Source organism: Duganella sp. BJB1802 (genome assembly GCF_013369445.1).
Taxonomy (GTDB): domain Bacteria; phylum Pseudomonadota; class Gammaproteobacteria; order Burkholderiales; family Burkholderiaceae_D; genus Rugamonas; species Rugamonas vulcania_A.
Genome location: NZ_JABWEF010000005.1, coordinates 274,393 through 297,961 on the forward strand (window position 1 = coordinate 274,393; position 23,569 = coordinate 297,961).

General features: G+C 65.9%; 23 protein-coding genes. 12 read left to right on the plus strand and 11 right to left on the minus strand.

What is annotated here, in order from left to right; translation table 11 throughout:
- Entirely contained in the window at positions 1 to 876 is an 876-nt protein-coding gene (locus tag HUX88_RS10845; protein ID WP_117009795.1) for a putative selenate ABC transporter substrate-binding protein, read from the minus strand.
- A gap of 160 nt (positions 877 to 1,036) precedes the next feature.
- Between HUX88_RS10845 and egtD the strand changes: the two genes are divergently transcribed.
- Together egtD and egtB are read left to right on the plus strand one after the other, a co-directional pair.
- Positions 1,037 to 2,050, plus strand: coding sequence for an L-histidine N(alpha)-methyltransferase (egtD, locus tag HUX88_RS10850; RefSeq protein ID WP_217916287.1), 1,014 nt, complete (start codon positions 1,037 to 1,039; stop codon positions 2,048 to 2,050).
- 15 nt (positions 2,051 to 2,065) lie between these two features.
- On the plus strand, positions 2,066 to 3,319 hold the full coding sequence (gene egtB / locus HUX88_RS10855; RefSeq protein WP_176361779.1) for an ergothioneine biosynthesis protein EgtB: 1,254 nt from the start codon (positions 2,066 to 2,068) through the stop codon (positions 3,317 to 3,319).
- Positions 3,320 to 3,322: 3 nt separating this feature from the next.
- Here egtB and HUX88_RS10860 read toward each other — a convergent pair whose 3' ends face one another.
- Entirely contained in the window at positions 3,323 to 4,903 is a 1,581-nt protein-coding gene (locus HUX88_RS10860; protein WP_176361780.1) for a cytochrome C, read from the minus strand.
- 153 nt (positions 4,904 to 5,056) lie between these two features.
- Here HUX88_RS10860 and HUX88_RS10865 point away from each other — a divergent pair, with 153 nt between their 5' ends.
- Genes HUX88_RS10865 through HUX88_RS10875 form a run of 3 tightly spaced genes read left to right on the plus strand, consistent with a single transcriptional unit; the run spans position 5,057 to position 7,801 of the window.
- Positions 5,057 to 6,568 (plus strand): ATP-binding protein, encoded by a 1,512-nt coding sequence (locus HUX88_RS10865; RefSeq protein ID WP_176361781.1) that lies wholly within the window; start codon positions 5,057 to 5,059, stop codon positions 6,566 to 6,568.
- Positions 6,569 to 6,579: 11 nt separating this feature from the next.
- Positions 6,580 to 7,251, plus strand: coding sequence for a response regulator (locus HUX88_RS10870; protein ID WP_176361782.1), 672 nt, complete (start codon positions 6,580 to 6,582; stop codon positions 7,249 to 7,251).
- 31 nt (positions 7,252 to 7,282) lie between these two features.
- Positions 7,283 to 7,801, plus strand: coding sequence for a GNAT family N-acetyltransferase (locus HUX88_RS10875; protein ID WP_176361783.1), 519 nt, complete (start codon positions 7,283 to 7,285; stop codon positions 7,799 to 7,801).
- Here the strand turns inward: HUX88_RS10875 and HUX88_RS32965 are convergent.
- The 4 genes from HUX88_RS32965 to leuA form a co-directional block, all read right to left on the minus strand.
- Entirely contained in the window at positions 7,776 to 9,323 is a 1,548-nt protein-coding gene (locus HUX88_RS32965; protein WP_176361784.1) for a methyl-accepting chemotaxis protein, read from the minus strand. The genes HUX88_RS10875 and HUX88_RS32965 overlap by 26 nt on opposite strands.
- Before the next feature lie 267 nt (positions 9,324 to 9,590).
- Positions 9,591 to 9,716, minus strand: a complete 126-nt coding sequence (locus HUX88_RS32970; protein ID WP_301547071.1) for a hypothetical protein — start codon at positions 9,714 to 9,716, stop codon at positions 9,591 to 9,593.
- A gap of 93 nt (positions 9,717 to 9,809) precedes the next feature.
- Positions 9,810 to 10,610: an alpha/beta fold hydrolase gene (locus HUX88_RS10885; protein WP_176361785.1), complete on the minus strand. Its 801-nt coding sequence runs from the start codon at positions 10,608 to 10,610 to the stop codon at positions 9,810 to 9,812.
- An 87-nt stretch (positions 10,611 to 10,697) separates the two neighbouring features.
- Positions 10,698 to 12,398 carry a 2-isopropylmalate synthase gene (gene leuA / locus HUX88_RS10890; RefSeq protein WP_117009804.1) on the minus strand — a complete coding sequence of 567 codons (1,701 nt, stop codon included), beginning with the start codon at positions 12,396 to 12,398 and terminating at the stop codon, positions 10,698 to 10,700.
- A gap of 435 nt (positions 12,399 to 12,833) precedes the next feature.
- Between leuA and HUX88_RS10895 the strand changes: the two genes are divergently transcribed.
- From HUX88_RS10895 to HUX88_RS10910, 4 genes are all read left to right on the plus strand, one after another.
- The gene (locus HUX88_RS10895) at positions 12,834 to 13,220 is read left to right on the plus strand and encodes a VOC family protein (RefSeq protein WP_176361786.1); all 387 of its coding nucleotides are present in this window, start codon (positions 12,834 to 12,836) and stop codon (positions 13,218 to 13,220) included.
- Positions 13,221 to 13,276: 56 nt separating this feature from the next.
- Positions 13,277 to 14,029 carry an APH(3') family aminoglycoside O-phosphotransferase gene (locus HUX88_RS10900; RefSeq protein WP_373886777.1) on the plus strand — a complete coding sequence of 251 codons (753 nt, stop codon included), beginning with the start codon at positions 13,277 to 13,279 and terminating at the stop codon, positions 14,027 to 14,029.
- A 47-nt stretch (positions 14,030 to 14,076) separates the two neighbouring features.
- Entirely contained in the window at positions 14,077 to 15,012 is a 936-nt protein-coding gene (locus HUX88_RS10905; protein WP_176361788.1) for a cupin-like domain-containing protein, read from the plus strand.
- A 132-nt stretch (positions 15,013 to 15,144) separates the two neighbouring features.
- A complete protein-coding gene (locus HUX88_RS10910; RefSeq protein WP_373886778.1) occupies positions 15,145 to 15,927 on the plus strand; it encodes an arginase family protein in 783 nt (260 codons plus the stop codon).
- 3 nt (positions 15,928 to 15,930) lie between these two features.
- Here HUX88_RS10910 and HUX88_RS10915 read toward each other — a convergent pair whose 3' ends face one another.
- From HUX88_RS10915 to senB, 5 genes are all read right to left on the minus strand, one after another.
- The gene (locus HUX88_RS10915; protein ID WP_176361789.1) at positions 15,931 to 16,218 is read right to left on the minus strand and encodes a hypothetical protein; all 288 of its coding nucleotides are present in this window, start codon (positions 16,216 to 16,218) and stop codon (positions 15,931 to 15,933) included.
- 1 nt (position 16,219) lies between these two features.
- Positions 16,220 to 16,540 (minus strand): heavy metal-binding domain-containing protein, encoded by a 321-nt coding sequence (locus tag HUX88_RS10920; RefSeq protein ID WP_176361790.1) that lies wholly within the window; start codon positions 16,538 to 16,540, stop codon positions 16,220 to 16,222.
- An 89-nt stretch (positions 16,541 to 16,629) separates the two neighbouring features.
- On the minus strand, positions 16,630 to 17,445 hold the full coding sequence (locus tag HUX88_RS10925) for a S9 family peptidase (protein WP_176361791.1): 816 nt from the start codon (positions 17,443 to 17,445) through the stop codon (positions 16,630 to 16,632).
- A gap of 10 nt (positions 17,446 to 17,455) precedes the next feature.
- The gene (selD, locus tag HUX88_RS10930) at positions 17,456 to 18,502 is read right to left on the minus strand and encodes a selenide, water dikinase SelD (RefSeq protein WP_117009812.1); all 1,047 of its coding nucleotides are present in this window, start codon (positions 18,500 to 18,502) and stop codon (positions 17,456 to 17,458) included.
- Complete coding sequence (senB, locus tag HUX88_RS10935; protein WP_176361792.1) at positions 18,499 to 19,491, minus strand: selenoneine biosynthesis selenosugar synthase SenB; 993 nt, start codon at positions 19,489 to 19,491, stop codon at positions 18,499 to 18,501. The genes selD and senB overlap by 4 nt, the downstream gene beginning before the upstream one ends.
- A gap of 34 nt (positions 19,492 to 19,525) precedes the next feature.
- Here senB and senA point away from each other — a divergent pair, with 34 nt between their 5' ends.
- The 3 genes from senA to HUX88_RS10950 all read left to right on the plus strand — a co-directional run bounded on the left by senA (position 19,526) and on the right by HUX88_RS10950 (position 23,490).
- Positions 19,526 to 20,728 carry a selenoneine synthase SenA gene (gene senA / locus HUX88_RS10940; RefSeq protein WP_301549469.1) on the plus strand — a complete coding sequence of 401 codons (1,203 nt, stop codon included), beginning with the start codon at positions 19,526 to 19,528 and terminating at the stop codon, positions 20,726 to 20,728.
- Positions 20,729 to 20,762: 34 nt separating this feature from the next.
- The gene (locus tag HUX88_RS10945) at positions 20,763 to 22,052 is read left to right on the plus strand and encodes an amidohydrolase family protein (RefSeq protein WP_117009815.1); all 1,290 of its coding nucleotides are present in this window, start codon (positions 20,763 to 20,765) and stop codon (positions 22,050 to 22,052) included.
- A 118-nt stretch (positions 22,053 to 22,170) separates the two neighbouring features.
- Positions 22,171 to 23,490 carry a hypothetical protein gene (locus HUX88_RS10950; RefSeq protein ID WP_117009816.1) on the plus strand — a complete coding sequence of 440 codons (1,320 nt, stop codon included), beginning with the start codon at positions 22,171 to 22,173 and terminating at the stop codon, positions 23,488 to 23,490.
- Positions 23,491 to 23,569 lie beyond the last annotated feature (79 nt).

Sequence of the window (23,569 nt, forward strand, 5' to 3'; positions counted from 1 at the left end):
TTACTTCTTCAGCAGGCCCGCGTTTTGTGCGGCGGCTTCGATCGCGGTGTAGTTCTCGGCCTTGGTCGGAATGAACTTGGAGGCGCGCTGCAGGTCCATGATGGCCTTGTCCTGTGGGTTCTTGGCGTCCAGCGCCAGGAAGGCGTCGGTCAGCTTTTTCTTCAGGTCGGCGTTCATGTCGGTACGCACGCTCCAGTTGTAGTCGTAGTAGCCGGGCGTGGTGTAGAACACGCGGACCACGGCCGGATCGACCTTCTTCTCGGCGACCATTTTTTCCCACACCGAGATGTTCAGCGCGCCGGCGTCGACCTTGCCGCCTGCGACAGCGGCCACGGTGGCGTCATGCGCGCCGGAGAAGGCGATGCGTTTCAGGTCGGTGTCCGGGTTGATCTTCGCGGCCAGCAGGTAGGAGCGCGGCATCAGGTGGCCCGAGGTCGACGATTCCGAACCAAAGCTCAGCGTGTGGCCCTTCAGGTCTTCCAGCTTGTGGATGTCCTTGTTGGTGGTGATGAAGACGGACTTGAATTTCTCGTCCTCGGCGCGCTGCACCAGTGGCGTGATCTGGTTCTTGCTGCGGTCCTTGGCCTGCACGAAGGTGAAGCCGCCGAACCAGACCATGTCGACCTTCTTGTTGATCAGCGCCTCGACCGAGGCGGCGTAGTCGGTGACCGGGGTGAACTCGACCTTCATGCCGATTTTCTTTTCCAGGTACTCGCCCAGCGGCTTGAACTTGCGCTGCAATTCGGTCGGCGCCTCGTCCGGGATGGCGGACACGCGGAACACGTGGTCGGCCGACTGGGCCTGGGAATGCGCTGCTGCCAGCATCAGGCCGGCGGCGAACAGGGATTTGATGGCGCGCATGGCGGAAAATTTCATGGTCGGGAGCCCTTTTTTTTGTAAGATTTATATGTCTATTTCGACGAATGTGAAAGACCGCACGGTTTTATCGGTCCGGCACTGCAAAATGGATATTCGGCTATCATAACAAAAATGTTATCCGCAGCAGGGATGACCACCTTTTAAAGGCAGAGCATATATGCAGATGTCCCGCTCCTCGGCGATCCGTGTTGTTTCGCCCGACGACAGCAACACGCCTGCGCCGCAGCGGCGGCGGCACGCGCATGGCAGCGCGGAGGTGGTCGCGGAAATCAGCGCCGGCCTGCTGGCCGCGCGCCCGCACATCTCGCCCAAGTACCTGTACGACGGCCTGGGCTCCAAGCTGTTCGAGGCCATCTGCGAGCTTCCCGAATATTATCCGACCCGCACCGAGGCCGCCATCTTTGCCCAGCATGGCGCGGACATGGCGCGCGCCATCGGCGCCGGCGCCGTGCTGATCGACCTGGGCGCGGGCAATTGCGCCAAGGCGGCCAGCCTGTTCCCGCTGCTGCAGCCGGCGCAGTACGTGCCGGTCGATATCTCGCGCGACTTCCTCACCGAGGCGGTCAGCCGTCTGCAACAGCGCTTCCCGGACATCGAGATGACCGCGCTGGGGCTGGACTTTTCCAATGGCTTCGCGCTGCCGGACAGCGTGCGGCATGGCCGCCGCTTGTTCTTCTATCCCGGTTCGTCGATCGGCAATTTCTCGCCGGAGCAGGCGGTGGGCTTCCTGCGCGGCCTGCGCGACAACGCCGGCGCCGATGGCGGCCTGCTGATCGGCGTGGACTTGATCAAGGACAGCGCCGTGCTGGATGCGGCCTATGACGATGCGCTGGGCGTCACGGCGGCCTTCAACCTGAATATGCTGCGCCACCTGAATCACCTGGCCGGAGCGGACTTCGATGTCGGCCAGTGGCAGCACCGGGCCTTTTTCAACGAGGAGGGAAGCCGCATCGAGATGCACCTGGAGGCGCGCGCCGCGCTGACCGTGCGCTGGAACGGCGGCGAGCGCGAATTCGCGCGCGGTGACCGCATCCACACCGAGGACAGCTACAAGTACACGCGGCAGTCCTTTGTCGACCTGCTGGAACGGGCCGGCTTTTCGTCGGCCCAGGTCTGGACCGATCCGTCGAACTGGTTCGCCGTCATCCACGCCCAAGTCACTCAATCCTGAAAGCCGATCACGCCCATGGACATGCGCCCACCGCAACTGGACCTTACCGCCCGCTACGACAAGGTGCGCCGCCGTTCGCTGGCGCTGGCCGAGCCGCTCACCGACGAGGATTGCGGCGCGCAGTCGATGCCGGATGCGAGTCCCATCAAGTGGCACCTGGCGCACACCACTTGGTTCTTCGAGACCTTCATCCTTGAACGCATGGAGGCGGATTTCGCGCCGTTCCATCCGGCGTTCCGGGTGCTGTTCAACTCCTACTACAACGGCATCGGCGAGAAGCATCCGCGCGCGCAGCGCGGCCTGCTGACGCGGCCCGCGATGGCGCAGGTGCGCGCCTACCGCGCCGATGTCGACGCCCGCATCGCCCGACTGCTGGCCGCCGACCTCGATGCCGAACAGCGCGCCCAGTTGACGATGCTGGTCACGCTGGGACTGGAGCACGAACAGCAACACCAGGAGCTGATGCTCACCGACGTCAAGCACCTGCTGGCGCAAAGCGCGCTGCTGCCCGAGTACATGGACGTGCCGCTGGCGCGGGCCAAGGCGGCGCCGGCGATGGCGTGGCTGCCGTTCGAGGGCGGCCTGACCGACATCGGCCACCAGGGCGAGGGCTTCTGCTTCGACAACGAGCTGCCGCGCCACAAGCAGTACGTGGCGCCGTTCGAGCTGGCCTCGCGGCTGGTGACGAACGGCGAGTACCTGGAATTCATCGCCGCCGGCGGCTACTTCAACGCCGCCTTGTGGCTGGCCGAGGGCTGGGACTGGGTGCGCGGCCAGAACCTGAATTGTCCGATGTACTGGCATCAGGACGACAAGGGGCAGTGGCAGGAATTCACGCTGCACGGCGCGCAGGCGCTGGACCTGTCGCGGCCCGCGACGCATTTGTCGCTATACGAGGCGGATGCTTATGCACATTGGGCCGGCGCCCGTTTGCCTACCGAGGCGGAATGGGAATTCGCCGCCGCGCGGGCGGTGGTGGAAAACGGTTCGCTGCATCCTGCCGGCGCCGCCGATGCGGACGGGTTGTTGCAGATGTTCGGCCACTGCTGGCAGTGGACCAGCAGCAGCTACGCTCCCTATCCCGGCTACCAGTGCGCTCCCGGCGCGCTGGGCGAGTACAACGGCAAGTTCATGCTGAACCAGTACGTGTTGCGCGGCTCGTCCTGCGCCACGCCGGACGGCCATGCGCGCGCCAGCTATCGCAATTTCTTCCCTGCCGGCGCCCGCTGGCAGTTCACGGGCATCCGGCTGGCGCGCCTGGCGCCGTAAGGCTTACAGCGCCTTCATGAAGGCCGCCAGGTCGGCCGCCTCCTGCGCGGTGAAGCCGATGGCGAAGCGCTTGTCGTAGAAGGTCACGATGTCCTCGATCGTATGCACCGAGCCGTTGTGGAAGTAGGGTGAGCGCGATTCGATGCCGCGCAGGCCCGGAACCTTGACGCGGCCGATGTCCTTCCATTTCCCCGTCTGCATGGCTGCACCCGGATCGGTGGTGGCCACTGTTTCGCCGGTGACGTTGTTGCGCAGCGTGTAGAGCGGCATGTCGGCCGTGCGGCGCGAGCCGTCGGAGACGCCGGTGTTGAACATGCGGACGATCGAATGCGTGCCGGAGGCGGGCGTGTCGTGGCAGCTGGCGCAGGTGCCACGCTGTAAAGGGCGCCGCAACTCGTCGTTGAAGCCGGCCACGCCGGTGATGTTGAACGGCTTGTTGTTGAAGATTTGTTCGCCGCGCGCGATCGAGGCGCGCGCCAGATTCTGCGGGCTAGGCGGGGCGGGCGGTGGTGGAGCGGGGCGGCCGCGTGCGGGTGGCGGTGGAGGCGGCGCAGGACGATCCAGGTTGCGCCAGGCGCCGAAGATCGCCATCACGTTGCGGTTGAACGGTGCGCCGGTCTGGTAGTCGCCGGATTCGAGGTCGTTGATGCCGAAGTAGAAAGCGGCGGAGGCCAGCCGCGCCGGGCCGCCCAGCGCGCCGGCGTCGGTCAGGCTGCCGGCGTCGATGGAGCTGACCTGGGTGGTGAACAGCGTCTTCTCGAAATCGACGATGGCGCTCTGTTCGGCGGCGGTGAGGTCCTGCGCGGCTTCGGCGTGGCCGCGCACGGCGTCGTTGGACTGATGCAGCAGGCCTGCATCGGCGGTGGCGAAGCATTGCGCTGGCCGCACCTCCTTCAGGCACAGTGCGGAGGCGGGATCGCTGGCGGTTTCGCGGCTGTCCCACATCACGCTGCTGGTGAATTTGAGGTTGGTGGTGGGTAGCGGGCGGCGGAACAGCGACAGCTCCTTGGCGCTGGCGTAGTTGTACGGGTCATCGGTTTTGATCAGTGTGAACTCGGCGCCGGTGGGCATCGGCAGGCCGACGCGTATCAGGCCCTTGGTCAGCAGCATGCTGTAGGCGACGCGCTTCTGGTCCAGCGTGGCGGTGGCGGCCAGCGGCGAGACGGCGCCGTCCACCAGGCGGAACACCGGATCGGTGCCGCCGCTGTTGGTGAAGCGCTCGGCCAATTTGTCCGGGCCGATGCTCCAGCCGTTGTCCGGCTGGTGGCAGGTGGCGCAGGAGCGGCCGTTGCCGAAGGGTTTGAAGAAGGGATTGGCCGTGTCCACCGCGCCTGCGGTGCTGAAGGTGAGCGACGTGCCTTCGTCGTTGGTCACCTGGGCCAGCACCACGGGCGGCGCCACCGGCGCGGCCGCCGCCAGCACGGAGACGCCGGACTGCGTGGCGGGGGCGGTCGGTGCGGCGCTCTGCTGCACGCCCTCGGTGGCGGTGACTGTGTTGCTGGCCGCCGTTGGGTCGCTGCCGCCGCAGGCCGCCAGCAGGGTTGCGAGGATGGCCGGTGTCAGGTAAAGCGCGCGTTGATACATGGTGTTCTCCGTCTGGTGTGGTGACGGTGCGAGATTGCCGTGCAAATGTGTAGAAAAAATGAAGGCCGGTGGTGATGTCGCGTTTTTGCCAGTGCCTCATAATTTCTCCACATTTGGCGGTTATGATGGAGGCATGAAGCCAAGGAGCCAGCCATGCGGTTGACCATCGCCCGCAAGATCGCGCTGGCGGTGACCGCTATCGTCATCCTGTGCGTGGGCACGATGGCGTGGGTGGCCAGCAGTAACCTCAAGCGCGGCTTCGTCGCCTATCTCAACGAACTTCAGGTCCAGGACTTCGACCAGCTGCGCGAGCTGTTGGAGGATCGCTATCGCATCGAGGGTAATTTCGAATGGTTGCGCGGGCAGCCACGCGCGCTCGGCGACGTGCTGGCGCGGATGACGCCGCGCAGCCAGGTGTTCGAGCCGGATGGCGATGCGCACCGCCCGCGTCACGGCCGCCGTCCGCCGCCGCCCGACGGCGCGCCGCCACCGCGAGGCTACGGGCTGGCGAGGGACGAGCCGCCACCGCGCGCGGATCCGCCGCCAGGCGAAGCGCCGCCGCGCCGCAACGATCCACTGGACTTCGCCTCGCGCATCTCGATCACAGACGCCGAGGGCCGTAGGTTGATCGGCCCTCCCGACCTGCCGCCAGGCGTGGAGCGGGCGATCAAGGTCGATGGCGTCGTGGTCGGCCATATGCGGCTGATGCCCTTGCGGCAGACCGGCGGCGAGGACTCCAGCGCCACCGTCTTCCTGCGCGAGCAACTGCAGTCGATCCTGCTGCTGTCCGTCGTGCTGATCGGCCTTGCGGTGCTGGCGGCTATCTGGCTTGCCCGCCATTTGCTGCGGCCCGTGGCCGCGCTGCGCGACGTGACGGCGCGGCTGGCGCTGGGCGAATTGAGCGCCCGCGCGCCGCTGCTGTCGCGCGACGAGGTGGCTGAACTGGCGCTGCACGTCAACGCCATGGCCGAAGCCTTGGAGGACAGCGAACGCCAGCGCCGCAAGATGCTGGCCGACGTCTCGCATGAACTGCGCACGCCGCTGACGGTGATACGCGGCGAGATCGAAGCGCTGCTGGACGGCATTCGCCAGGCGGACGCCAACGCGCTGCAATCGCTGCATGCAGAGGTGCTGCGCCTGAATAAACTGGTCGACGACCTGCACCAGCTGACGATGGCCGACGCGGGAGACCTGCACTATCACTGGCATGAACTGAACCTGGCCGAGCTGCTGCGGCCAACACTGGAACGCTACCAGCCGCGCGCGCAGAAGTGCGGCCTGGACCTGAGCTGGAGCCTGCCGTCCGCGCCGCTGCTGCTGCAAGGCGACGCTGGCCGCTTGCAGCAGGTGTTCACCAACCTGCTGGAAAACAGCCTGCGCTACACCGACAGCGGCGGCCAGGTGGTGGTCGCGCTGGGCAGCGCCGCCGGGCATGCCGAGATCGTGGTGGAAGACAGCGCGCCCGGCGTGCCGGCCGCCGTCCTTGGCAGCATCTTCGAACGGCTGTACCGCGTGGACGGCGCCCGCACGCGCGAGCGTGGCGGCAGCGGGCTGGGACTGGCGATCTGCAAAGCGCTGGTGGATGCGCACGGCGGCAGCATAGTCGCCGCGCCGTCGGTGCTGGGCGGTGTCAAAATAACGGTGCGCCTGCCATTGAAAACATAGGAAGCGAAGACGTGCCCAATATCCTGATTGTTGAAGACGACACCAAGATCGCCGCGCTGCTGGCGGACTACATGAACGCCGCCGGCTGGGCCACGCGGCTGGCCGCCGACGGCCGCGGCGCGGTCGACATCGTCCGCAGCGGCGGCGTGGACCTGATGCTGCTGGACCTGATGCTGCCGGAGCTGGACGGCATAGGCGTGTGCCGCGAGGTGCGCGCATTCTCCCAGCTGCCCATCATCATGCTGACCGCCCGGGTCGACGAGATCGACCGCTTGCTGGGCCTCGACAGCGGCGCCGACGATTACGTCTGCAAGCCATTCAGCCCTCGCGAGGTGGTGGCCCGTGTCCGCGCGCATCTGCGCCGCAGCGCGGCGGCCGCGCCACAGGCGCCGGCCGCACCCGCCTCGCCGTTCCAGATCGACCGCGCCGGCATGCGCGTGCTGCACAAGGGCGCGGCGCTGGCGTTGACGCCACTGGAGTTTCGCCTGCTGGCCGAGTTGATCGACAACCCGAGCCGGGTCTACACACGCCAGCAACTGCTCGACTTTGCGCACCAGGACCAGCGCGACATCGGCGACCGCACCGTCGATTCGCACATCAAGAACATCCGCCGCAAGCTGCCGGATGCCGAGTGCCTGCAATCGGTTTATGGCGTAGGTTATCGCTTCGAGTTGCCGCTATAATTGGCGATTCACTAACAGCCCCGGAAGCAGCATGCTTGTACGCCGATTGGTTTCATCCGACGCCGCCGCGTTCCAGTCCCTGCGACTGGCGGGGTTGCGCGGCGCTCCCTCCGCCTTCGGTTCCAGCTACGAGGAGGAGTGCGACACGCCGCTGTCGACCATAGAGGCCAGGCTGGCGCCGGATTCGGGCCGCAATATGTTCGGCGCCTTCGACGGCGATCAATTGGTGGGCATCGTCGGCGTCGGGCGCGAGACTGCGCTCAAGGTCATGCACAAGGCCTATGTGCGTGCCATGTATGTCGCTGAGAGCCATCGCGGACGCGGCATAGGGCGCCGGCTGATGGAGCATGCGCTGGCGTTTGCCTCAACGCTGGAAGGCGTGCAGCGCATGACGATCTCGGTCACCGCCGGCAATGCGGAAGCGGTGGGCCTGTACGAGTCGCTGGGCTTCATCGAATTCGGCCGCGAACCGGATTCGATGATCGTCGATGGCCGATTCCACGACGAGATCATGATGTCGGCCGCTATGCCACCAGCCGGAACTGACTGACCACCTGATTCAGCTCCCCGGCCTGGTCCTGCATCGCGGTTGCGGCGGCCGCCGCCTCTTCGACCAGCGCCGCGTTCTGCTGCGTCACCTGGTCCATCTGGCTGATCGCGATGTTGATTTGCTCGATGCCGCCGGTCTGCTCGCGATTGGCCAGCGTGATCTCGCCGACGATGTCGGTCACCTTGCGCACGCTTTCCTGCACCTCGTTCATGGTGGCGCCGGCCAGGTCGACCAGGCGCGCGCCCGCCGACACCTTGTCCACCGAATCGTCGATCAGCATCTTGATTTCCTTGGCCGCGCTGGCCGAACGCTGCGCCAGGTTGCGCACTTCCGACGCCACGACCGCAAAACCGCGCCCCTGCTCGCCGGCCCGCGCCGCTTCCACCGCCGCGTTCAGTGCGAGGATATTGGTTTGGAAGGCGATGCCGTCGATGACGCCGATGATGTCGACGATCTTGCGCGACGAATCATTGATCGAGTTCATGGTGCCGACCACCTGCGCCACCACGTCGCCGCCGCGCTGCGCCACCTCCGACGCCGATAGCGCCAGATCGTTGGCCTGCTGGGCGTTGGCGGCGTTTTGCTTGACGGTGCTGGTCAGCTCCTCCATCGACGCGGCGGTTTCCTCCAGCGAGCTGGCTTGCTGCTCGGTGCGGGAAGACAGGTCCATATTCCCGCTGGCGATTTCCGCCGAGGCGGTGGTGATGGCGCCGGTGCCGTTGCGCACGCGACCGACGATGTGGGCGAGGTTGTCGTTCATCTTGCCCAGTTCCTCCAGCAGCTGTCCCATTTCGTCGCGCTGCTCGTTGGTGACGCGGCAGGTCAGGTCGCCCGAGGCCACGGCGCGCGCCATCTTCAGCGCATGGCTGATCGGATCGGTGATCGAGCGCGTGACGCGCCACGCGAAGGCCAGGCCCAGGGCCAGCGCCACCACGCCCAGCCAACCCATGATCTGGCTGGCCATGGAGATATTGTGCCTGACCAGCTCACCGTTGGAGGCGGCGACGGATTTTTGCAGCTCCGACAGTTGGCGTATGCTGGCCTGCACCTTGGCCAGTCTGGGTTGCATGTCGGTGCGCAGCGCGGCGAGGGCGTCGTCGCGCTGGCCGTCGGCCAGAAGCTTGGCGACGCGCGTGAACGACACCACGTAGGCCTTGCGCTGTTCGCGTATGCCGGCCATCAGCGCCTTGCCTTCCTCCGTATAGAGCAGCGAGTCGAGGGTTTCGAGTGCGGTGCTGATGGTTTTCTTATTGACGTCTATCTCGCGGTAGATTTCGGCCGTGCGGGCCGGGTCGCCGGTGGTGAACAGCTCCAGCGTGAGCGCCGCGTTGGCGCGGGTGGTGCTGCCGACGACGGCCGCCGCCTCGGCCTTCACCCAGTCTTTGTCGAGGATGACCGCGTTGAGGCGGCTGATGCTGTCCAGCCTTTGCAGGCCAACGCCGATCAGCGCCGCCATCAGCACCAGCACCGCACCGAAGGCAATCGCCAGCCGCATGCCGATTTTCAGATTCGAGATATTCATGCATGACTCCATGAGAACACCGAGCGAAAGCCAAGTATAGCGACAATGCTGCGGTGCGGAGGCATCGGCGGAAGGCGACTGTTGCGCCGGATGGACGGTGCATAGTATCGTGATACTTTTATCATTGGAGTAAGCATGTCGGGACGACTACGCGCCGGACTGAGGGCGACTTTTCTTGGCACAGCCGTCGCTTCCTCATCCTGTGCGCAGGCGATGCCTGAAACGCTTGCGCGGCCGGAGGGACTTCGCCGCTATCTGCTTGCTGGCCTACCGCGCGGCGGTGGAGATACCGCACAAGCTGGCCGCGTTTTCGGTGGTCTTGTCCTGCATGCCGCCGCCGCACGCGGCGCGCCCGCCCACGGTCGCGCTGCCGGCGCTGATCTTCGGCTGCACGGCGGACCCGCTGATGCCCTACCGGGGCGGCAAGTTCTTTTATACGTTGGGCTTCCTCGACCCTGTCTGCAGCATCGAGGACAGCCCGCTAGCTTACTTCTGCTTGTCCAGCACTTCCATCACGGCGGCGACGACGGCGGCCGGTTCGCCGTGCGCCACCTCCGCCAGCGGCATGTCGCCGAACGGCTTGCGCGCGGCGCGCATCTGGCTGGCGCTGGTCTCAAGGCTGTCAAGTTCGGAGGCGCGGGCGCGCCAGTAGGATGGCCGGGCCACCTGCGCCGCCTGTGCCGCCGCCAGGCGCGGGCCGACTTCTCCATTGATGGCGGTGGCCGGATAGGCGCAGGCGGCGACCGTTTTGCCATCTTCCGCGGCGGCCAGGCAGGTCAGCGCCGCGTCGAGGCGGGCGGCGCGGTCCGCCGGCAGCGCGTCCTCGTGCATCGCTTCCACGAGCACCAGGCCGGTGACGGCGCCGCGCGAGCGCAGCGCATGGTGCTGCGCCACCATCGCGCCGTAGCCAGCACCCACCAGCACAAATGGCGCATCCATGCGGGCGTTCTTGATCAGGAAGTTCAAGTCCTTGCTGGCGTTGGCGACGGTCGATGCGCGGATGGCCGGCTCGCTCGCGCCCATGCCGGCGCGGTCGTAGACGCAGGCGCGGGTGCGTTTGGCCACTTCCGGCAGCACGGCCGACCAATCCCAGCCCGCGCGGCCGCCGTCCGCTTCGAACAGCACGGTCGGTGAGCCTCTGCCGGTGCAGTACATATTCAGTTTGCGGCCGCCGACATCGACCTTGACTTGTGCGCCTGCCAGCGCGTCCTGGCCGGCGGGTGGTGTCGCGTGGGCGCCGGCGGCGGCCAGCAGGAAGGCTGCGGCGGATAGTGCGGATTTATTCATGGTCTTGGATGAGATGGATGGTGAAAGGGCGCCCTCGTGGGGCGCCCTTCAAAATCCGGCTCTGGCGGCGGCTGGCCGGTACTGGTCTTACGCGGTGGCGTCGGCGCCGGCTGGTGCTGCTGCGGTTTCCTGCTGTTTGAGCTGGCGGTTAACGGCGCTCAGCACCGCCTTGAACGAGGCCGTGAGGATATTGCTGTCGGTGGCGGCGCCGAACAGGGTCGGGCCGTTGGCCAGGCGCAGTTCGACGTAGCACGCCGCCTTGGCGTTGGCGCCCGAGCCGATCGAATGCTCATGGTAGTCCATCAGCTTGATGTCGAGGCCCAGCGCGTTGACGAAGGCGTCGATAGGGCCGTTGCCGCCGCCTTGCAGGGCCAATGGCGCCTTGCGATGGGTGAGGGCGATGTCGATCTGCACCGGCTCATCGCTGCTGGTGTCTTCCACCATCTTGTGCGCGTTGTAGGCGTAGGGCGCAACCTGCTCCAGGTATTCCTTGCGGAAGATGTCGTAGATGCCTTCGGAGGTGATTTCCAGGCCGGTGGAATCGGCCACCGCCTGCACCGCGCGGCTGAACTCAATCTGCAAACGGCGCGGGAGCACCAGGCCGTAGTCCTGCTCCAGCAAGTAGGCCATGCCGCCCTTGCCGGACTGGCTGTTGACGCGGATGACGGCGTCGTAGCTGCGGCCCAGGTCCTGCGGGTCGATCGGCAAGTAGGGGATCTCCCACAGCGCGCCTTCCTGCTGCTGGGCGAAGCCCTTCTTGATCGCGTCCTGGTGCGAACCGGAGAAGGCGGTGAACACCAGGTCGCCCACGTATGGATGGCGCGGATGTACCGGCAGCTGGTTGCACTCTTCGACGCACTTGCGCACTTCGTCGATGTCGGAGAAGTCCAGGCCAGGATGCACGCCTTGCGTGTACAGGTTCAAGGCCAGCGTGACCAGGTCGACGTTGCCGGTGCGTTCGCCATTGCCGAACAGGCAGCCCTCGACGCGGTCGGCGCCGGCCATCACGGCCATCTCGGCGGAGGCCACGGCGGTGCCGCGGTCGTTGTGCGGGTGGACGCTGATGATCAGCGAATCGCGGCGGGCCAGCTTGCGCGACATCCATTCGATCTGGTCGGCGTAGACGTTGGGCGTGCTGCACTCCACCGTCGACGGCAGGTTGATGATCATCTTGTTGTTCGGGGTCGGTTCCCAGATCGCGGTGACGGCGTCGCAGATATGCTTGGAGAAATCGAGTTCGGTGGTGGAGAACGATTCAGGCGTGTACTCGAAGCCCCACTCGGTCTGCGGATGCTGCTTGATCAATTCCTTCACCAGCTTGGTGCCGGTGGTGGCGATGTTGGTGATCTCTTCGCGCGACATGCCGAACACCACTTTGCGGAACACCGGCGCCACCGAGTTATACAGGTGGACGATGGCGCGCTTGGCGCCGGCCGCCGATTCCACGGTGCGGCGGATCAGTTCATCGCGCGACTGGGTCAGCACGATGATGGTGACGTCGTCGGGGATGCGGTTTTCCTCGACCAGCTTGCGCACGAAATCGAAGTCGGTCTGCGAGGCGGAAGGGAAGCCCACTTCGATTTCCTTGAGGCCGATCTTCACCAGCAGTTCGAAGAAGCGCAGCTTCTTCTCGGCGCTCATCGGCTCGATCAAGGCCTGGTTACCGTCGCGCAGATCGGTGCTCATCCAGATCGGCGGTTTGGAGATGACGTTGTTCGGCCACTGGCGGTCGGACAATTGGACAGGTGGGAAGGCGCGGTACTTCGCTGCTGGGTTCTGCAACATCATGGGGTACTCCTGGGTCTCAAATTGGGAAGTGCGGATGCCACGTGCCGACGAATCGGGCTGGCGCTCTGTTGTGGCGAAGGGCTGCCGCGCGGCCACGGGATACTAGGCTCGGCAACCGATCGGTAGTTTTAGCAGTAGCGACAAGGCTGGGAACATCGGTGCAAACTTTCCTGGGATTTGTAGACAGGTGCGGCTTGTGGCCGGCACAGGGTACAGCTGGAACGCGGATTAGGCGCGTGCTAGTAGGCGCGCTGCCAGCGATAGGGCGCTGGTAGGCGATAGCAGGAAAGCGGATAGGTGCAGATGCGAGGTCATGGCCTTTAATGTACGAGATCGGCGGCGTGACTGTCAAGGAGATTTGATCTTGTTACAATGATTATGTGGTGTCATGGTGTTTTTGTCATCTGCGCGGCGAAGCGCTAAACGGAGGATCGAATGGAAAAACTCATCGAGGCGGTGATACCGGTGCTGATGTCGCGTGATGTCGCCGCATCGCTGGCGTTCTATGAAAAGCTGGGTTTCGTCGAGGTGTTCAGGGACCAGGCGGACAGCCCCAGATATGCGGCGGTGGCGCGCGATGGCCTGGAGCTTCAGCTGCAGTGGCAGGATCCGTCGCATTGGGATCATGTGTTGGACCGCCCGGTTTACCGTTTTTATGTGAGCGATGTGGAGCGGGCGTATGCCGAATTCCTGCGAAGCGGCGCCATTCCGGCGTCGGGCTCCGGTCCCTGGTGCCGGCCGGGCGACACGCCATGGGGAACCAGGGAGTTCCATGTGCGTGATCCGGACGGTAACGGCCTTCAGTTTTATCGGGCGGTTTGAACAACACAGAAGAGGAATCAGTGAACGTACAATCGTTTTTAAAGCTGCCTCCCGCAGTGGATAGCTTTATCGGCGACGCGCCGCTGCAGCGGGACGAAGTCGGCGAATCGCCATGCCAGGTCTACCGCTTTCAGCGCGGCACCGATGTCTTTTTTCTCAAGACCTCGCCCTCGATCTATGCCGACACCACCTATAGCGTCATGCGCGAGGCGGGCGTTCTGGCCTGGCTTTCGGGGCGGTTAAGCGTTCCGGAGGTCGTTCTCGCCGCGCAGGACGGCGATGGGGAGTGCATGATCACGCGTGCCGTGCCAGGGGTGCCGCTGTCGTCGCTGGTCGCTGCCGGCAAACCGGTGACGGGCTTGTTCCGCGAGGCGCTGCGTCAAGTGCAGTCGCTGCCTGTCGCCGATTGTCCGTTCGATACCAGCGCGGCGATACGGCTGCGGGAACTGGAATACCTGATGCGCGAAGGCCTCATCGATCACGACTGCGATCTGGAACAATGGCCGGGTTTGAGCACGCCGCAGGACCTGCTGCATCACCTGCGCGCGACGACACCTGCCGAGGACCTGGTGTTCTCGCACGGCGATCTGGGCGACAGCAATGTGTTTGTCGACGCCGGCGAACGGCTGCATTTCATCGACTGGGGGCGTGGCGGGAAGGCCGACCGCTGGCTCGACATCGCCTTCGTTCACCGCAACCTGATTGAAGACGTGTCCGAGCGCGCGGCGGCCTCCTTTCTGAAGGAACTGGACCGGCACGACGCGCCGGCAAAACGCCTTTTCTTCGAACAGCTTGACGAACTGTTTTGAGAGCGACCAGTTATACTATCGCCCTTGAAAAAATTTTAGTTCGGGATATGTCACGAGAGAAGAACACTGGGGCGGCCGCACGGGCGCCCCGGCTGCCGCCGACCCGGCAGGAGTCGGAGTCCGCCTGGTCCGCCGACCCTGCGGCGCAGAAGCTGGCGCGCGAGCGCAGGGACGCGCAGGTTCGCGGCGTTACGTCGATCCCCGAGATGCGCGAGGCGATCAAGCGTGCGTCGCGCGAACTGCCGGCTGTCGCGGAGATACCGCGCATCCGGGCGCTCGATGCCGCCGCCTTTCGCAAACGGGCGGCGGACGGGCTGCCGTTCCTGATGGCCGGCGCGGCCAACCGCTGGCCGTTGTGCGCCCTGACTCCAGAATCGCTGCGCGCGCAGTACAGCCACCTGCCGGTGCGCGCGCGGGTGGGCGACTACATCAACACCGCGTTCGCGCCCGACCGCGCGATGCAGGACATGTCGATGTTGGAGTACCTGGAACTGGTGGCCGCCGGCGCGCACGACCTGCCGCCGTACCTGGGCAACCTGGAACTGCGTGAGCTGAACCGCCTTTGTCACTGGCCTACGTACTTCGATAAAATGGGGCCGCCGCGCTTCTGGCTTGGACCCGCTGGCACGGTGACGCCGCTGCATTGCGACTACGACGACAACATCTTCGCGCAGATCTGGGGCACCAAGCGCATCTTCCTGGCGCCGCCGCACCACGACGAGTTCCTGTATCCGAACGAGGCCAACGCCATTCTGTTCGGCTCCCCGTTCGACCCCGAAGCGCCGGACTACGAGAAGTTCCCTCTCGCGCGCCAGGCCGCCACGGTCGAAGTCATCGTCAATCCGGGCGACATGCTGTACGTGCCGGCCGGCTGGTACCATCAGGTGCGCGCGCTGACGTTCTCGTTGTCGTCGAACCGATGGGCCAGAGCCGTGCCGTTCGCACTGAGTGATGACCCATCCATACTGCGCCCGGCGGACTAGCCCAGTCTATTGCGGACGCCGTGCGCGCGCTTTGCAGCTCCTATGCGTGCCAATGGCCTGGGGCGGCTACAGTCGAAGTCTTTGAGGAGGTGGCAAATGAACGAGGTGGCGATTACGTTATTTCAGGGGCGTGTGGGAGACCACAATAACCTGGCGATTCCCGGTGCGAAGTCGCTGGCGGCTGTGTTGTCGGAGCGTCTGGACGCTGCGGTCGTGGTGGTCGGCACGCCGGCGCCGGCGTTGAACCTGGGCTGGCGGGCGGAGTTGGACGTCGCCATGCCGGCCTTGCACGCATTGGCCGCGCAGCTCGATCAGGTCCTGGCCCGAGGCCAGAAGCCGCTGACGGCGTCGAGCCGCTGCGCCGCCTCGCTGGCGACGCTGCCGATGGTGGCACGCCATCGTCCGGATGCATGCGTGGTGTGGTTCGATGCACACGCCGACCTGAATACGCCGTCCACCACCGACAGCGGCTACCTGGGCGGCATGGCGCTGTCCGGGCCCGCGGGCATGTGGGAGTCGGGCCTGGGGGCGGGCCTGGCGCTGCCGGACATCGTGCTGGTGGGCCAGCGAGCCCTTGATCCGGCGGAGCTGCAACTGATCGCATCGGGCGCGGTGACGCATGTGCCGCCGGGGGCCGGGCTGGCAGAGCGGCTGCGCACAGCTGTCGCCGGACGGCCTGTCTACATGCACCTCGATTGCGATGTGCTCAACCCCGGCATCGTGCCGACCGACTATGTGCACGAGAATGGACTGTCGCTGCCGGAGCTGCGCGACGCCTGCGCGGTGCTGGCCGAATCGGAGGTGATCGGGATGGAAATCGCGGAATTCCAGAATGCGTGGGAAGAGGGCGGCGAGCCGGTGTCGCCGGCACCGTTGATCGCCGCCCTGGGCCCGGTGCTGGAGGCGCTGCGATAGACGCTACGGCTTGCCGGCCTTGGCGACATAACGTCGTTCGCCGGTGCCGGGATCGTACAGGACTTCCATCGCCGCGCCGGACTCCGGGTCGATGAACTGCTCGCCGGTAGGCTGCCAGTTACCGCCGGTGGCTGGCGGCGGTTGATAGCGCCAGCGTTCGAACAGCACCGCCACCGTAAGGATGCCGCCCCAGATTGCCGCAGGCATCGCCTCTGGGTGGCCGGTCGCCAGGGCGATCGCGCCGCCACCGGCGACCAGTAGCGCGATGACGAGTATCGCGTTGCGCAGCATGTCAGGCTTTCTCGACCACGACGACCGTGCCGTAGGCGACGATCTCGCTCATGGTCTGGCCGATCTCGGAGGAGTCGAAGCGCATCATGACGACCGCGTTGCCGCCCATCTGCTGCGCGTTCTTGACCATGCGGTCGAGCGCATGGCGGCGCGTTTCCTCCAGCAGGGCGGTGTATTCCAGGATCTCGCCGCCGAAGATGGAGCGCAGCCCTGCCATCAGGTTGCCCGCCAGGCCTCGGCTGCGCACGACCACGCCGAATACCTGACCCTTCACTTCCAGCACCCGGTGGCCTGCGACGTTTTCTGTTGTGGTGACCAGCATGACTTTCTTTCGGTGGTTGATGATGGATCTACTTTAGCGCATGCCGGCGCTGATGCCACGGCAATCGTCTACGGCTTTCACCGGAAATTCTACTTGCAGTTTTGCTCGATGAAGCTGAACACGTCGGCGAACCAGATGTCGGCGCCGCGATAGGCGAAGCTGTGGCCTTCCGCTGCGCTTTTGCCGAAGGGGCCGTAGGTTTTCACCACGCTGGTTTTTCCGGCTTGCGAGCGCTCCGCTGACAATACCTGGCTGGGCTCCAGATTGAAATCGTTCGCGGCTTGGAAGAACATCATCGGACTGGCCGCGTTGCGGACGGCCGATTTCATCACCTCCTGGAGCTCGGGCGATTGCGACCAGCTCTCGGCGCCGCCGGATGCGACGACGGCCGCGCAGTAGGGCGCCTTGGCGGCGCCCAACACCGCCTCCACTCCGCCGAAGGAATTGCCGGCGACGGCCACCGGTTTTCCGCGCGCGTAGGGCTGCGATTGTATCCATGCCAGTGCCGCCAGCTGGTCGTCGAGATGGTCGGTGCCGAGCAGGCGGGTCATCGTACGCGAAGCCTCCTGCATGCCTCCGCGCTCTTTCGCCGCCTTGATCTCGTCGCCGATGTAAGGACCGGCGTCGGCGCTGTAGCCCTGGCCGCGCCGGTAGGGCATGAAGAACACCCAACCCCGCGTGGCGAACAGCGGCCCGATGATCTTGGCGGCCTGGCTGTTCAACATGCCCGCCGCGCTGCCGTGGTTATACAGCAGCACAGGGAACGGGCCTTCGCCCGATGGCCTGTATAGCTCACCGCCCAGCGTTCCTGTCTTGCCGGGGAAGTGGACTATTTCCGGTTCGGCCGCTTGCGCTCCGGCGGCCAAGGTGCAGAAGAAGGCCGGCAGGAGCAGGCGATAGCGCATCGGGTACGCCTCAGCCGACTGTCACGCGCGCCGCGCCGTCGGCCATGCGGCCGATGACGGCCGCTTCGCCGAAGCCCTCGCGGCGGAACAGCTCCAGCACCTCGTCGACGCTGCCGGCGTCGCACGACACCAGCAGGCCGCCGGAGGTTTGCGGATCGGTCAGCAGCATGTGCTGCGCCTGCGATACCGACGGCGACAGCTCCACATCCTTGCCATAGGCATCCCAGTTGCGGCCCGAGGCGCCGGTGAAGTAGCCGTCGTGCGCCAGCTGCTCGACGCCCGGCAGCAGCGGAATCTTCGCCATGTCGAGATGCGCCGTGAGCTTGGCGCCGCGCGCCAGTTCCAGCAGGTGGCCCAGCAGCCCGAAGCCGGTGACGTCGGTCAGCGCGTGCACGCCCGCCATTTCCGACAGCGCCTTGCCCGGCTTATTGAGCTTGGTGGTGTTGGCGATCATCGCCTGGTAGCCGGCGGCGTCCAGCTTGTCCTTCTTCAGCGCGGCCGACAGCACGCCCACGCCCAGCGGTTTGCCCAGCACCAGCACGTCGCCGGCCTTGGCGTCGGCGTTGCGCTTGACCTTCGATGGATGGACGAGGCCCAGCACCACCAGGCCGTAGATCGGTTCGACCGAGTCGATGGTGTGGCCGCCGGCGATGGGGATGCCGGCTTCGGCGCAGATCGATTCGCCGCCCTTGATGATCTGGCCGATGGTTTCCAGCGGCAGTTTGTTGATCGGCATGCCGACCAGGGCCAGCGCCATGATCGGCGTGCCGCCCATGGCGTAGACGTCGGAGATGGCGTTGGTGGCGGCGATGCGGCCGAAATCGAACGGGTCGTCGACGATGGGCATGAAGAAGTCGGTGGTGGCGATCAGCGCCTGCTCGTCATTGAGTTTGTAGACGGCGGCGTCGTCGGCGGTCTCGATGCCGACCATCAGCTCCTTCGGCACCGGGAAGCCGGACGAATTTTTCAGGATCTCGGACAGCACGCCCGGCGCGATCTTGCAGCCGCAGCCGCCGCCATGGGAGAAGGAGGTCAGTTTGATTGGTTCATTGCTCATGATGTCGTTCCTTGTTTAGACTTGTGCAGCAGATTATCCACCAACTCCAGCAAAGCTGCCTGCTCGGCCGCCGGAGCGAAGAGGGGCGCCCGCGCGTCGCACTGGGCGCGCAGCAGGGCGTGGAAGTCCGGTTCGGCCAGCGCGCGGTCGATCAGGCGGGCCAGCGCGGCGGCGTCGCCGGGCGGGAAGTAGCCGGCGTAGCCGTCGCCCAGCATGCCGCGGTTGCCGCTGATGTCGCTCGCCAGCACCGGCACGCCGCTGCAAATGGCTTCGATGATGACGTTGGCGCCGCCCTCCATGTGCGAGGTGATCGCCATCAGGGCGCTGCGCTTGAGGCGCTGCCGCGTGGCCGCATGCGGCAGGGCGCCCAGCCACCGGTAGCGCGGATGGGCGGCGGCGGTCGCCAGCGCGGCCTGCTCCAGCGCCGGTTCCAGCGCGCCGCCGATGTGGACCAGGCGCGCCGTGGGCGCCGTGACCAGCGCGGCGGCGCGCATGAAGGTCAGCGGATCTTTTTCCGAGCGCAGGTGGCCGACCATGCTGATGTCCGTGTGCCGTTTGTTGGCTGGGCGCGCGGGCCGCAGTGTGGGCGCCGACTGGAAGATCACGCTGGCCTTGGCGCGCAGCGGCTCGGGCAGGGCGTCCATGCCCGCCGGCTGCAGCAGCACCAGCGCGCTGGCCTGGCGCAGCGCCTGTTGGGCGCTGGCGTCGGTCTGGATGTCGCGATACAGGTCGGTCCCGGTCAGCAGCAGGATCGATGGCCGCTGCGGATAAGCGCGCGCATAGGCATCGAGCGAGGACGCCGAGCGGCGCGCGTGCAGCGCGATCAGCAGGTCGGGCGCGGCATTGCCATCGGCTTCGGGCCACTGTTGTGAAATCGATACCCGGTAGCGTGTGCGCAGAAAACGCGCCCAGCGGCTGGCGCTCTGCCAGTTGCCGTTGTTGGCCCGCGCCGAGGCGGGACTGACGATCCAGATATGGGGTGCGCTCACTGGTGTTTTGGCTAAAAATCGTTACAATCGGCCCATGACTTCCAACCCAACTTCGTTCAGGACCGCCTCGCCGCAGCAGATGGCGCAGGCGCTGCAGCATGCGCGGGATTATACGCTGTCGCTGTTTGATTGCTTCGCCGCCGCCGGCATGGACGTGGCCGAGCGCGTGCCGCAGCTGCGCATCGTCAATCCGCCGCTGTGGGAGCTGGGCCACACCGCCTGGTTCGCCGAATGGTTCATCCTGCGCGCGGCCGATTCCAGCCATCCGGCCGACGCCCACGGGAACTGCCTGCTGACCAAGGGCGACGACTGGTTCGATTCGGCGCGCGTGCCGCACCGCAGCCGCTGGACGCTGGACCTGCTCAGCACCGGCGCGCTGAAGACCTACTGCCGCGAAGTGCTGGACCGTGTGCTCGACAAGCTGTCACGCGAACCGAACGACGACGCGGCGCTGTATCCCTACCGGCTGGCGCTGGCGCACGAGGACATGCACGGCGAGGCGCTGCTCTACACCTTGCAGACCCTGGGCTTGCCCGCGCCGGAGCGGGCCGCGCACAACGGTCAGCAGCTGTTTGCGCCATCGGAGATCGGCTTCCCGGGCGGGACGATCCAGCTGGGCAGCGCCGAGGGCAACGGCTTCGTGTTCGACAACGAGCGCCAAGCGCATGCCTTCCGCGTGGCGCCGTTCGCCATCGACAGCACCTTGGTGACGAATGCGCAGTATGCCGATTTCATCGGCGACGGCGGCTACGATAACCGTCAGTTCTGGAGCAGCGCCGGCGCGGACTGGCTGATGCGCCAGGAGCGCTCGGCGCCGCGCTACTGGCAGCGCGACGGCGGGCAGTGGCGCACCGTGCGCTTCGGCCAGCCCGCGACGCTGGCCGGCGCCGAGCCGGTGCGGCACTTGAACCTGTACGAGGCGCAGGCCTACTGCTCCTGGGCCGGCCGCCGCCTGCCGACCGAGGCGGAGTGGGAGTCTGCCGCGCTGTCCGGCCATCCGGCGTTCCGGTGGGGCCAGCTGTGGGAGTGGACCGCGTCGCCGTTCGACGCCTACCCCGGCTTCCAGGCGGACCGCTACCGCGAATATTCGGAGCCGTGGTTCTCCACGCACCAGACCTTGCGGGGCGCCTCGTTCGCCACGCCGCCACGTTTCGTCAACGCCCGCTTCCGCAATTTCTTCCTGCCCGAGCGCGACGACATCTTCGCCGGATTCCGCACCTGTGCGTGGCCGGGATAACATCAACAACAAGCAGACTATTTTCGGGAACTCCATGAAACTCAAGCATCTCCTGATCTCCGCCACTGTCGCAGCCACCCTGGGCGCGGCCGCGCCGTCGTTCGCCGACGCCGGCAAAGTGGTGGCGATACGCGCCGGCCGCCTGGTCGACGTGGTCGCCGGCACGGTGCTCAAGGACCAGACCATCGTCATCACCGGCGAGCGCATTACCTCGGTCGGCCCGAGCGCCTCGGCCAAGGTGCCGGCGGGTGCTCAGTTGATCGACCTGTCGTCGCAGACCGTGCTGCCAGGCTTGATCGACATGCACACCCACCTGACCGGCGACCCTTACCTGGGCGGCTACAACGCGCTGGGCGTGTCCGACACGCGGGCCGCGCTGTACGGCGTGCGCGCCGCGCGCAAGACACTGGAGGCGGGCTTCACCACCGTGCGCAATGTCGGCGCGAGTGGCTTCGGCGACGTGGCGCTGCGCGACGCCATCAACGACGGCGATTTCATCGGCCCGCGCATGCGTACCGCCGGTTACGCCATCGGCATCCAGGGCGGCCACTGCGACGAGAACCTGCTGCCGCCGGATATGAAGTTCACCAGCCGTGGCGTGGCCGACGGCCCGTGGGAGGCGCGCGCCAAGGTGCGCGAGATGGCCAAGTACGGCGCCGACGTGATCAAGATCTGCGCTTCGGGCGGCGTGCTGTCCAAGGGCGACGAGCCGGGCGCGCAGCAGTACACGCTGGAGGAGATGCAGGCCATTGTCGGCGAGGCGCATAAGCTGGGCCGCAGGGTCGCGGCGCACGCGCACGGCGCCAGCAGCATCCGCGATGCGATCCTGGCCGGCGTCGATTCGATCGAGCACGCAAGCCTGATCGACGACGAGGGCATCAAGCTGGCGCGCGAGAAGGGCACCTACCTGGTGATGGACATCTACAACGACGACTTCATCCTGCAGGAAGGCGAGAAGGCCGGCATGCTGCCTGAGTCGATCGCCAAGGAGAAGGTGGTCGGCCAGATCCAGCGCGACAACTTCCGCAAGGCCCTCAACGGCGGCGCGAAAATGGCCTTCGGCACCGACTCCGGCGTTTATCCGCATGGCGACAACGCGAAGCAGTTCGCGTACATGATCAAGTACGGCATGACGTCGATGCAGGCGATCCAGGCGGCCACCATCAACGCGGCCGACCTGCTGGGCTGGAAGGACCGCGTGGGCTCCCTCACCGCCGGCAAGTTCGCCGACATCATCGCCGTCAAGGGCGATCCGGCGGAGAACGCGACCGAGCTCACTAAAGTGACCTTTGTGATGAAGGGCGGAGAAGTCATCCGCAAATAAAGGCTTGCCGGGTCATGCCGCTGGCTCGCAGGGCCATGCTGTTGTGGTGCGGATGGTATAGGGAAGGGATTGTTTTTCTATATACTTTTCGCTTTCAGACAGTGCACTGTGAGCCAGTATGCGTTTTCAAGCCTTACCCCGCCATCTGGCCTTGCTGGTGCTGGTCTCCGCGTTGAGCGCCTGCGGCGGCGGAGGTTCGCCGGGCGCCACGGCGCAACCCGACGCCACCTCGGCCACCTTCGTCGGCACCGCGCCCGACACCTCCAGCGTAATCGCCATCGAAGGCGTCCGGCAAACGGTCACGCTGCCGGGCGGCGCCCAGCTGAAGGGCATGGGCGATGCGCTGGTCATCGGCGACCATATCGTGGTGCGCTCGTTCTCCGACACGACTGTCATCCAGAACGGCAACCAGGTGCATCCGCGCACGCGATTGAGTGTGCTGGACAAGGATGGCGCGCTGCTGTCCACCATCGATTACGGCTTCTCGCTGGCCGCCGGCTACATGGGCGAGTGGCAGATGATGCCGTCGCCGGATGGCTTTGTGATGGTGCAGTCCGGCCCCGGCACCAAGTTGCTGCACTTCGACGCGCAGGCAAAGCAGATCGGTGAAGCCATCGACCTGTATCCGGCGGTGGCGCCCACGTCGACCACCGAGCTGTCCGCAGCCGAAAGCAGCGGCGCCGTGGACGGCAATGGCTTCTGGCTGGTCACCACCTTCTCGCTGCTGCCTGTCACGGACAAGACGCAGTACATGCTCAAGCTGTGCAAATTCGATTTCAATGGACGGCAGTTGACGCCACCGTTCGAGATATCGACGTCGGCGCTGCATCCGCGCGTGGCGGCAGCGGCCGGCGTGGTGCTGTCCTCCTGGCTGGAAGGCGGCGGCGCGATGGTCGCCATGTGGCCCAAGGGACTGGGCGCGCCTGTTGTGCATTCGCTGGGCACCAGCGGCGCATTGCCTTATCCGGTCGCGCTGGACACCAGCGGCAAAATGGGCGTGCTTTGGAACGGCAAGGCCTCGCTCTCCAGTCCCGGCGGCGTGATGGGCGTGGCGCTCGACAAATCGGGCATCGCGGTGCTGCCGGCTGGCCGCACCGACCTGGGTCAAGAGACTTTGTCCAAGGGCTGGGCGGGCAGCGGCCGTTCGCCGGACCTCGACGCGCATCTCTACAAGGGCAGCCTGCTGCTGGCCGATGTGGTGGTCGGTTCCTACAAGGTCGGCGATCCGGTGGGCGATGTGCTGGTGCTGGGCGATTACGGTGTCGGCACGGCGGCGCTGTCGGCGCAGAAGTCGACCATCCTGCGCATCAAGCTGACCGGCACGGATACCGAGTTTGGCGGCACGGCGGTGATCCGGCAAATGGTGTTTGCCGACCATGCCGTGCTGCTGGTCGGCGACGAACATCGCCTGGTGATGATGCGGATTAACCGCAGCTGAGCCATCTTTCCGTCCAGGACAATTTTGTTTATTTAAATCATTAGTTAATGCATAATCTGTTGCACGAAAACTGGTGATG

What these genes read in the sequence shown, in the direction of transcription:
- HUX88_RS10865 (WP_176361781.1), top strand. Translation starts at nt 5,057, where the DNA reads ATGCGGTTGACCATCGCCCGCAAGATCGCGCTGGCGGTGACCGCTATC.
- HUX88_RS10885 (WP_176361785.1), bottom strand. Translation starts at nt 10,610, where the DNA reads ATGAATAAATCCGCACTATCCGCCGCAGCCTTCCTGCTGGCCGCCGCC.
- HUX88_RS10875 (WP_176361783.1), top strand. Translation starts at nt 7,283, where the DNA reads ATGCTTGTACGCCGATTGGTTTCATCCGACGCCGCCGCGTTCCAGTCC.
- egtB (WP_176361779.1), top strand. Translation starts at nt 2,066, where the DNA reads ATGGACATGCGCCCACCGCAACTGGACCTTACCGCCCGCTACGACAAG.
- HUX88_RS10915 (WP_176361789.1), bottom strand. Translation starts at nt 16,218, where the DNA reads ATGCTGCGCAACGCGATACTCGTCATCGCGCTACTGGTCGCCGGTGGC.
- HUX88_RS10905 (WP_176361788.1), top strand. Translation starts at nt 14,077, where the DNA reads ATGTCACGAGAGAAGAACACTGGGGCGGCCGCACGGGCGCCCCGGCTG.
- HUX88_RS10950 (WP_117009816.1), top strand. Translation starts at nt 22,171, where the DNA reads ATGCGTTTTCAAGCCTTACCCCGCCATCTGGCCTTGCTGGTGCTGGTC.
- HUX88_RS10895 (WP_176361786.1), top strand. Translation starts at nt 12,834, where the DNA reads ATGGAAAAACTCATCGAGGCGGTGATACCGGTGCTGATGTCGCGTGAT.
- egtD (WP_217916287.1), top strand. Translation starts at nt 1,037, where the DNA reads ATGCAGATGTCCCGCTCCTCGGCGATCCGTGTTGTTTCGCCCGACGAC.
- senA (WP_301549469.1), top strand. Translation starts at nt 19,526, where the DNA reads ATGACTTCCAACCCAACTTCGTTCAGGACCGCCTCGCCGCAGCAGATG.
- HUX88_RS10860 (WP_176361780.1), bottom strand. Translation starts at nt 4,903, where the DNA reads ATGTATCAACGCGCGCTTTACCTGACACCGGCCATCCTCGCAACCCTG.
- HUX88_RS32965 (WP_176361784.1), bottom strand. Translation starts at nt 9,323, where the DNA reads ATGAATATCTCGAATCTGAAAATCGGCATGCGGCTGGCGATTGCCTTC.
- selD (WP_117009812.1), bottom strand. Translation starts at nt 18,502, where the DNA reads ATGAGCAATGAACCAATCAAACTGACCTCCTTCTCCCATGGCGGCGGC.
- HUX88_RS10845 (WP_117009795.1), bottom strand. Translation starts at nt 876, where the DNA reads ATGAAATTTTCCGCCATGCGCGCCATCAAATCCCTGTTCGCCGCCGGC.
- HUX88_RS10925 (WP_176361791.1), bottom strand. Translation starts at nt 17,445, where the DNA reads ATGCGCTATCGCCTGCTCCTGCCGGCCTTCTTCTGCACCTTGGCCGCC.
- HUX88_RS10920 (WP_176361790.1), bottom strand. Translation starts at nt 16,540, where the DNA reads ATGCTGGTCACCACAACAGAAAACGTCGCAGGCCACCGGGTGCTGGAA.
- leuA (WP_117009804.1), bottom strand. Translation starts at nt 12,398, where the DNA reads ATGATGTTGCAGAACCCAGCAGCGAAGTACCGCGCCTTCCCACCTGTC.
- HUX88_RS10945 (WP_117009815.1), top strand. Translation starts at nt 20,763, where the DNA reads ATGAAACTCAAGCATCTCCTGATCTCCGCCACTGTCGCAGCCACCCTG.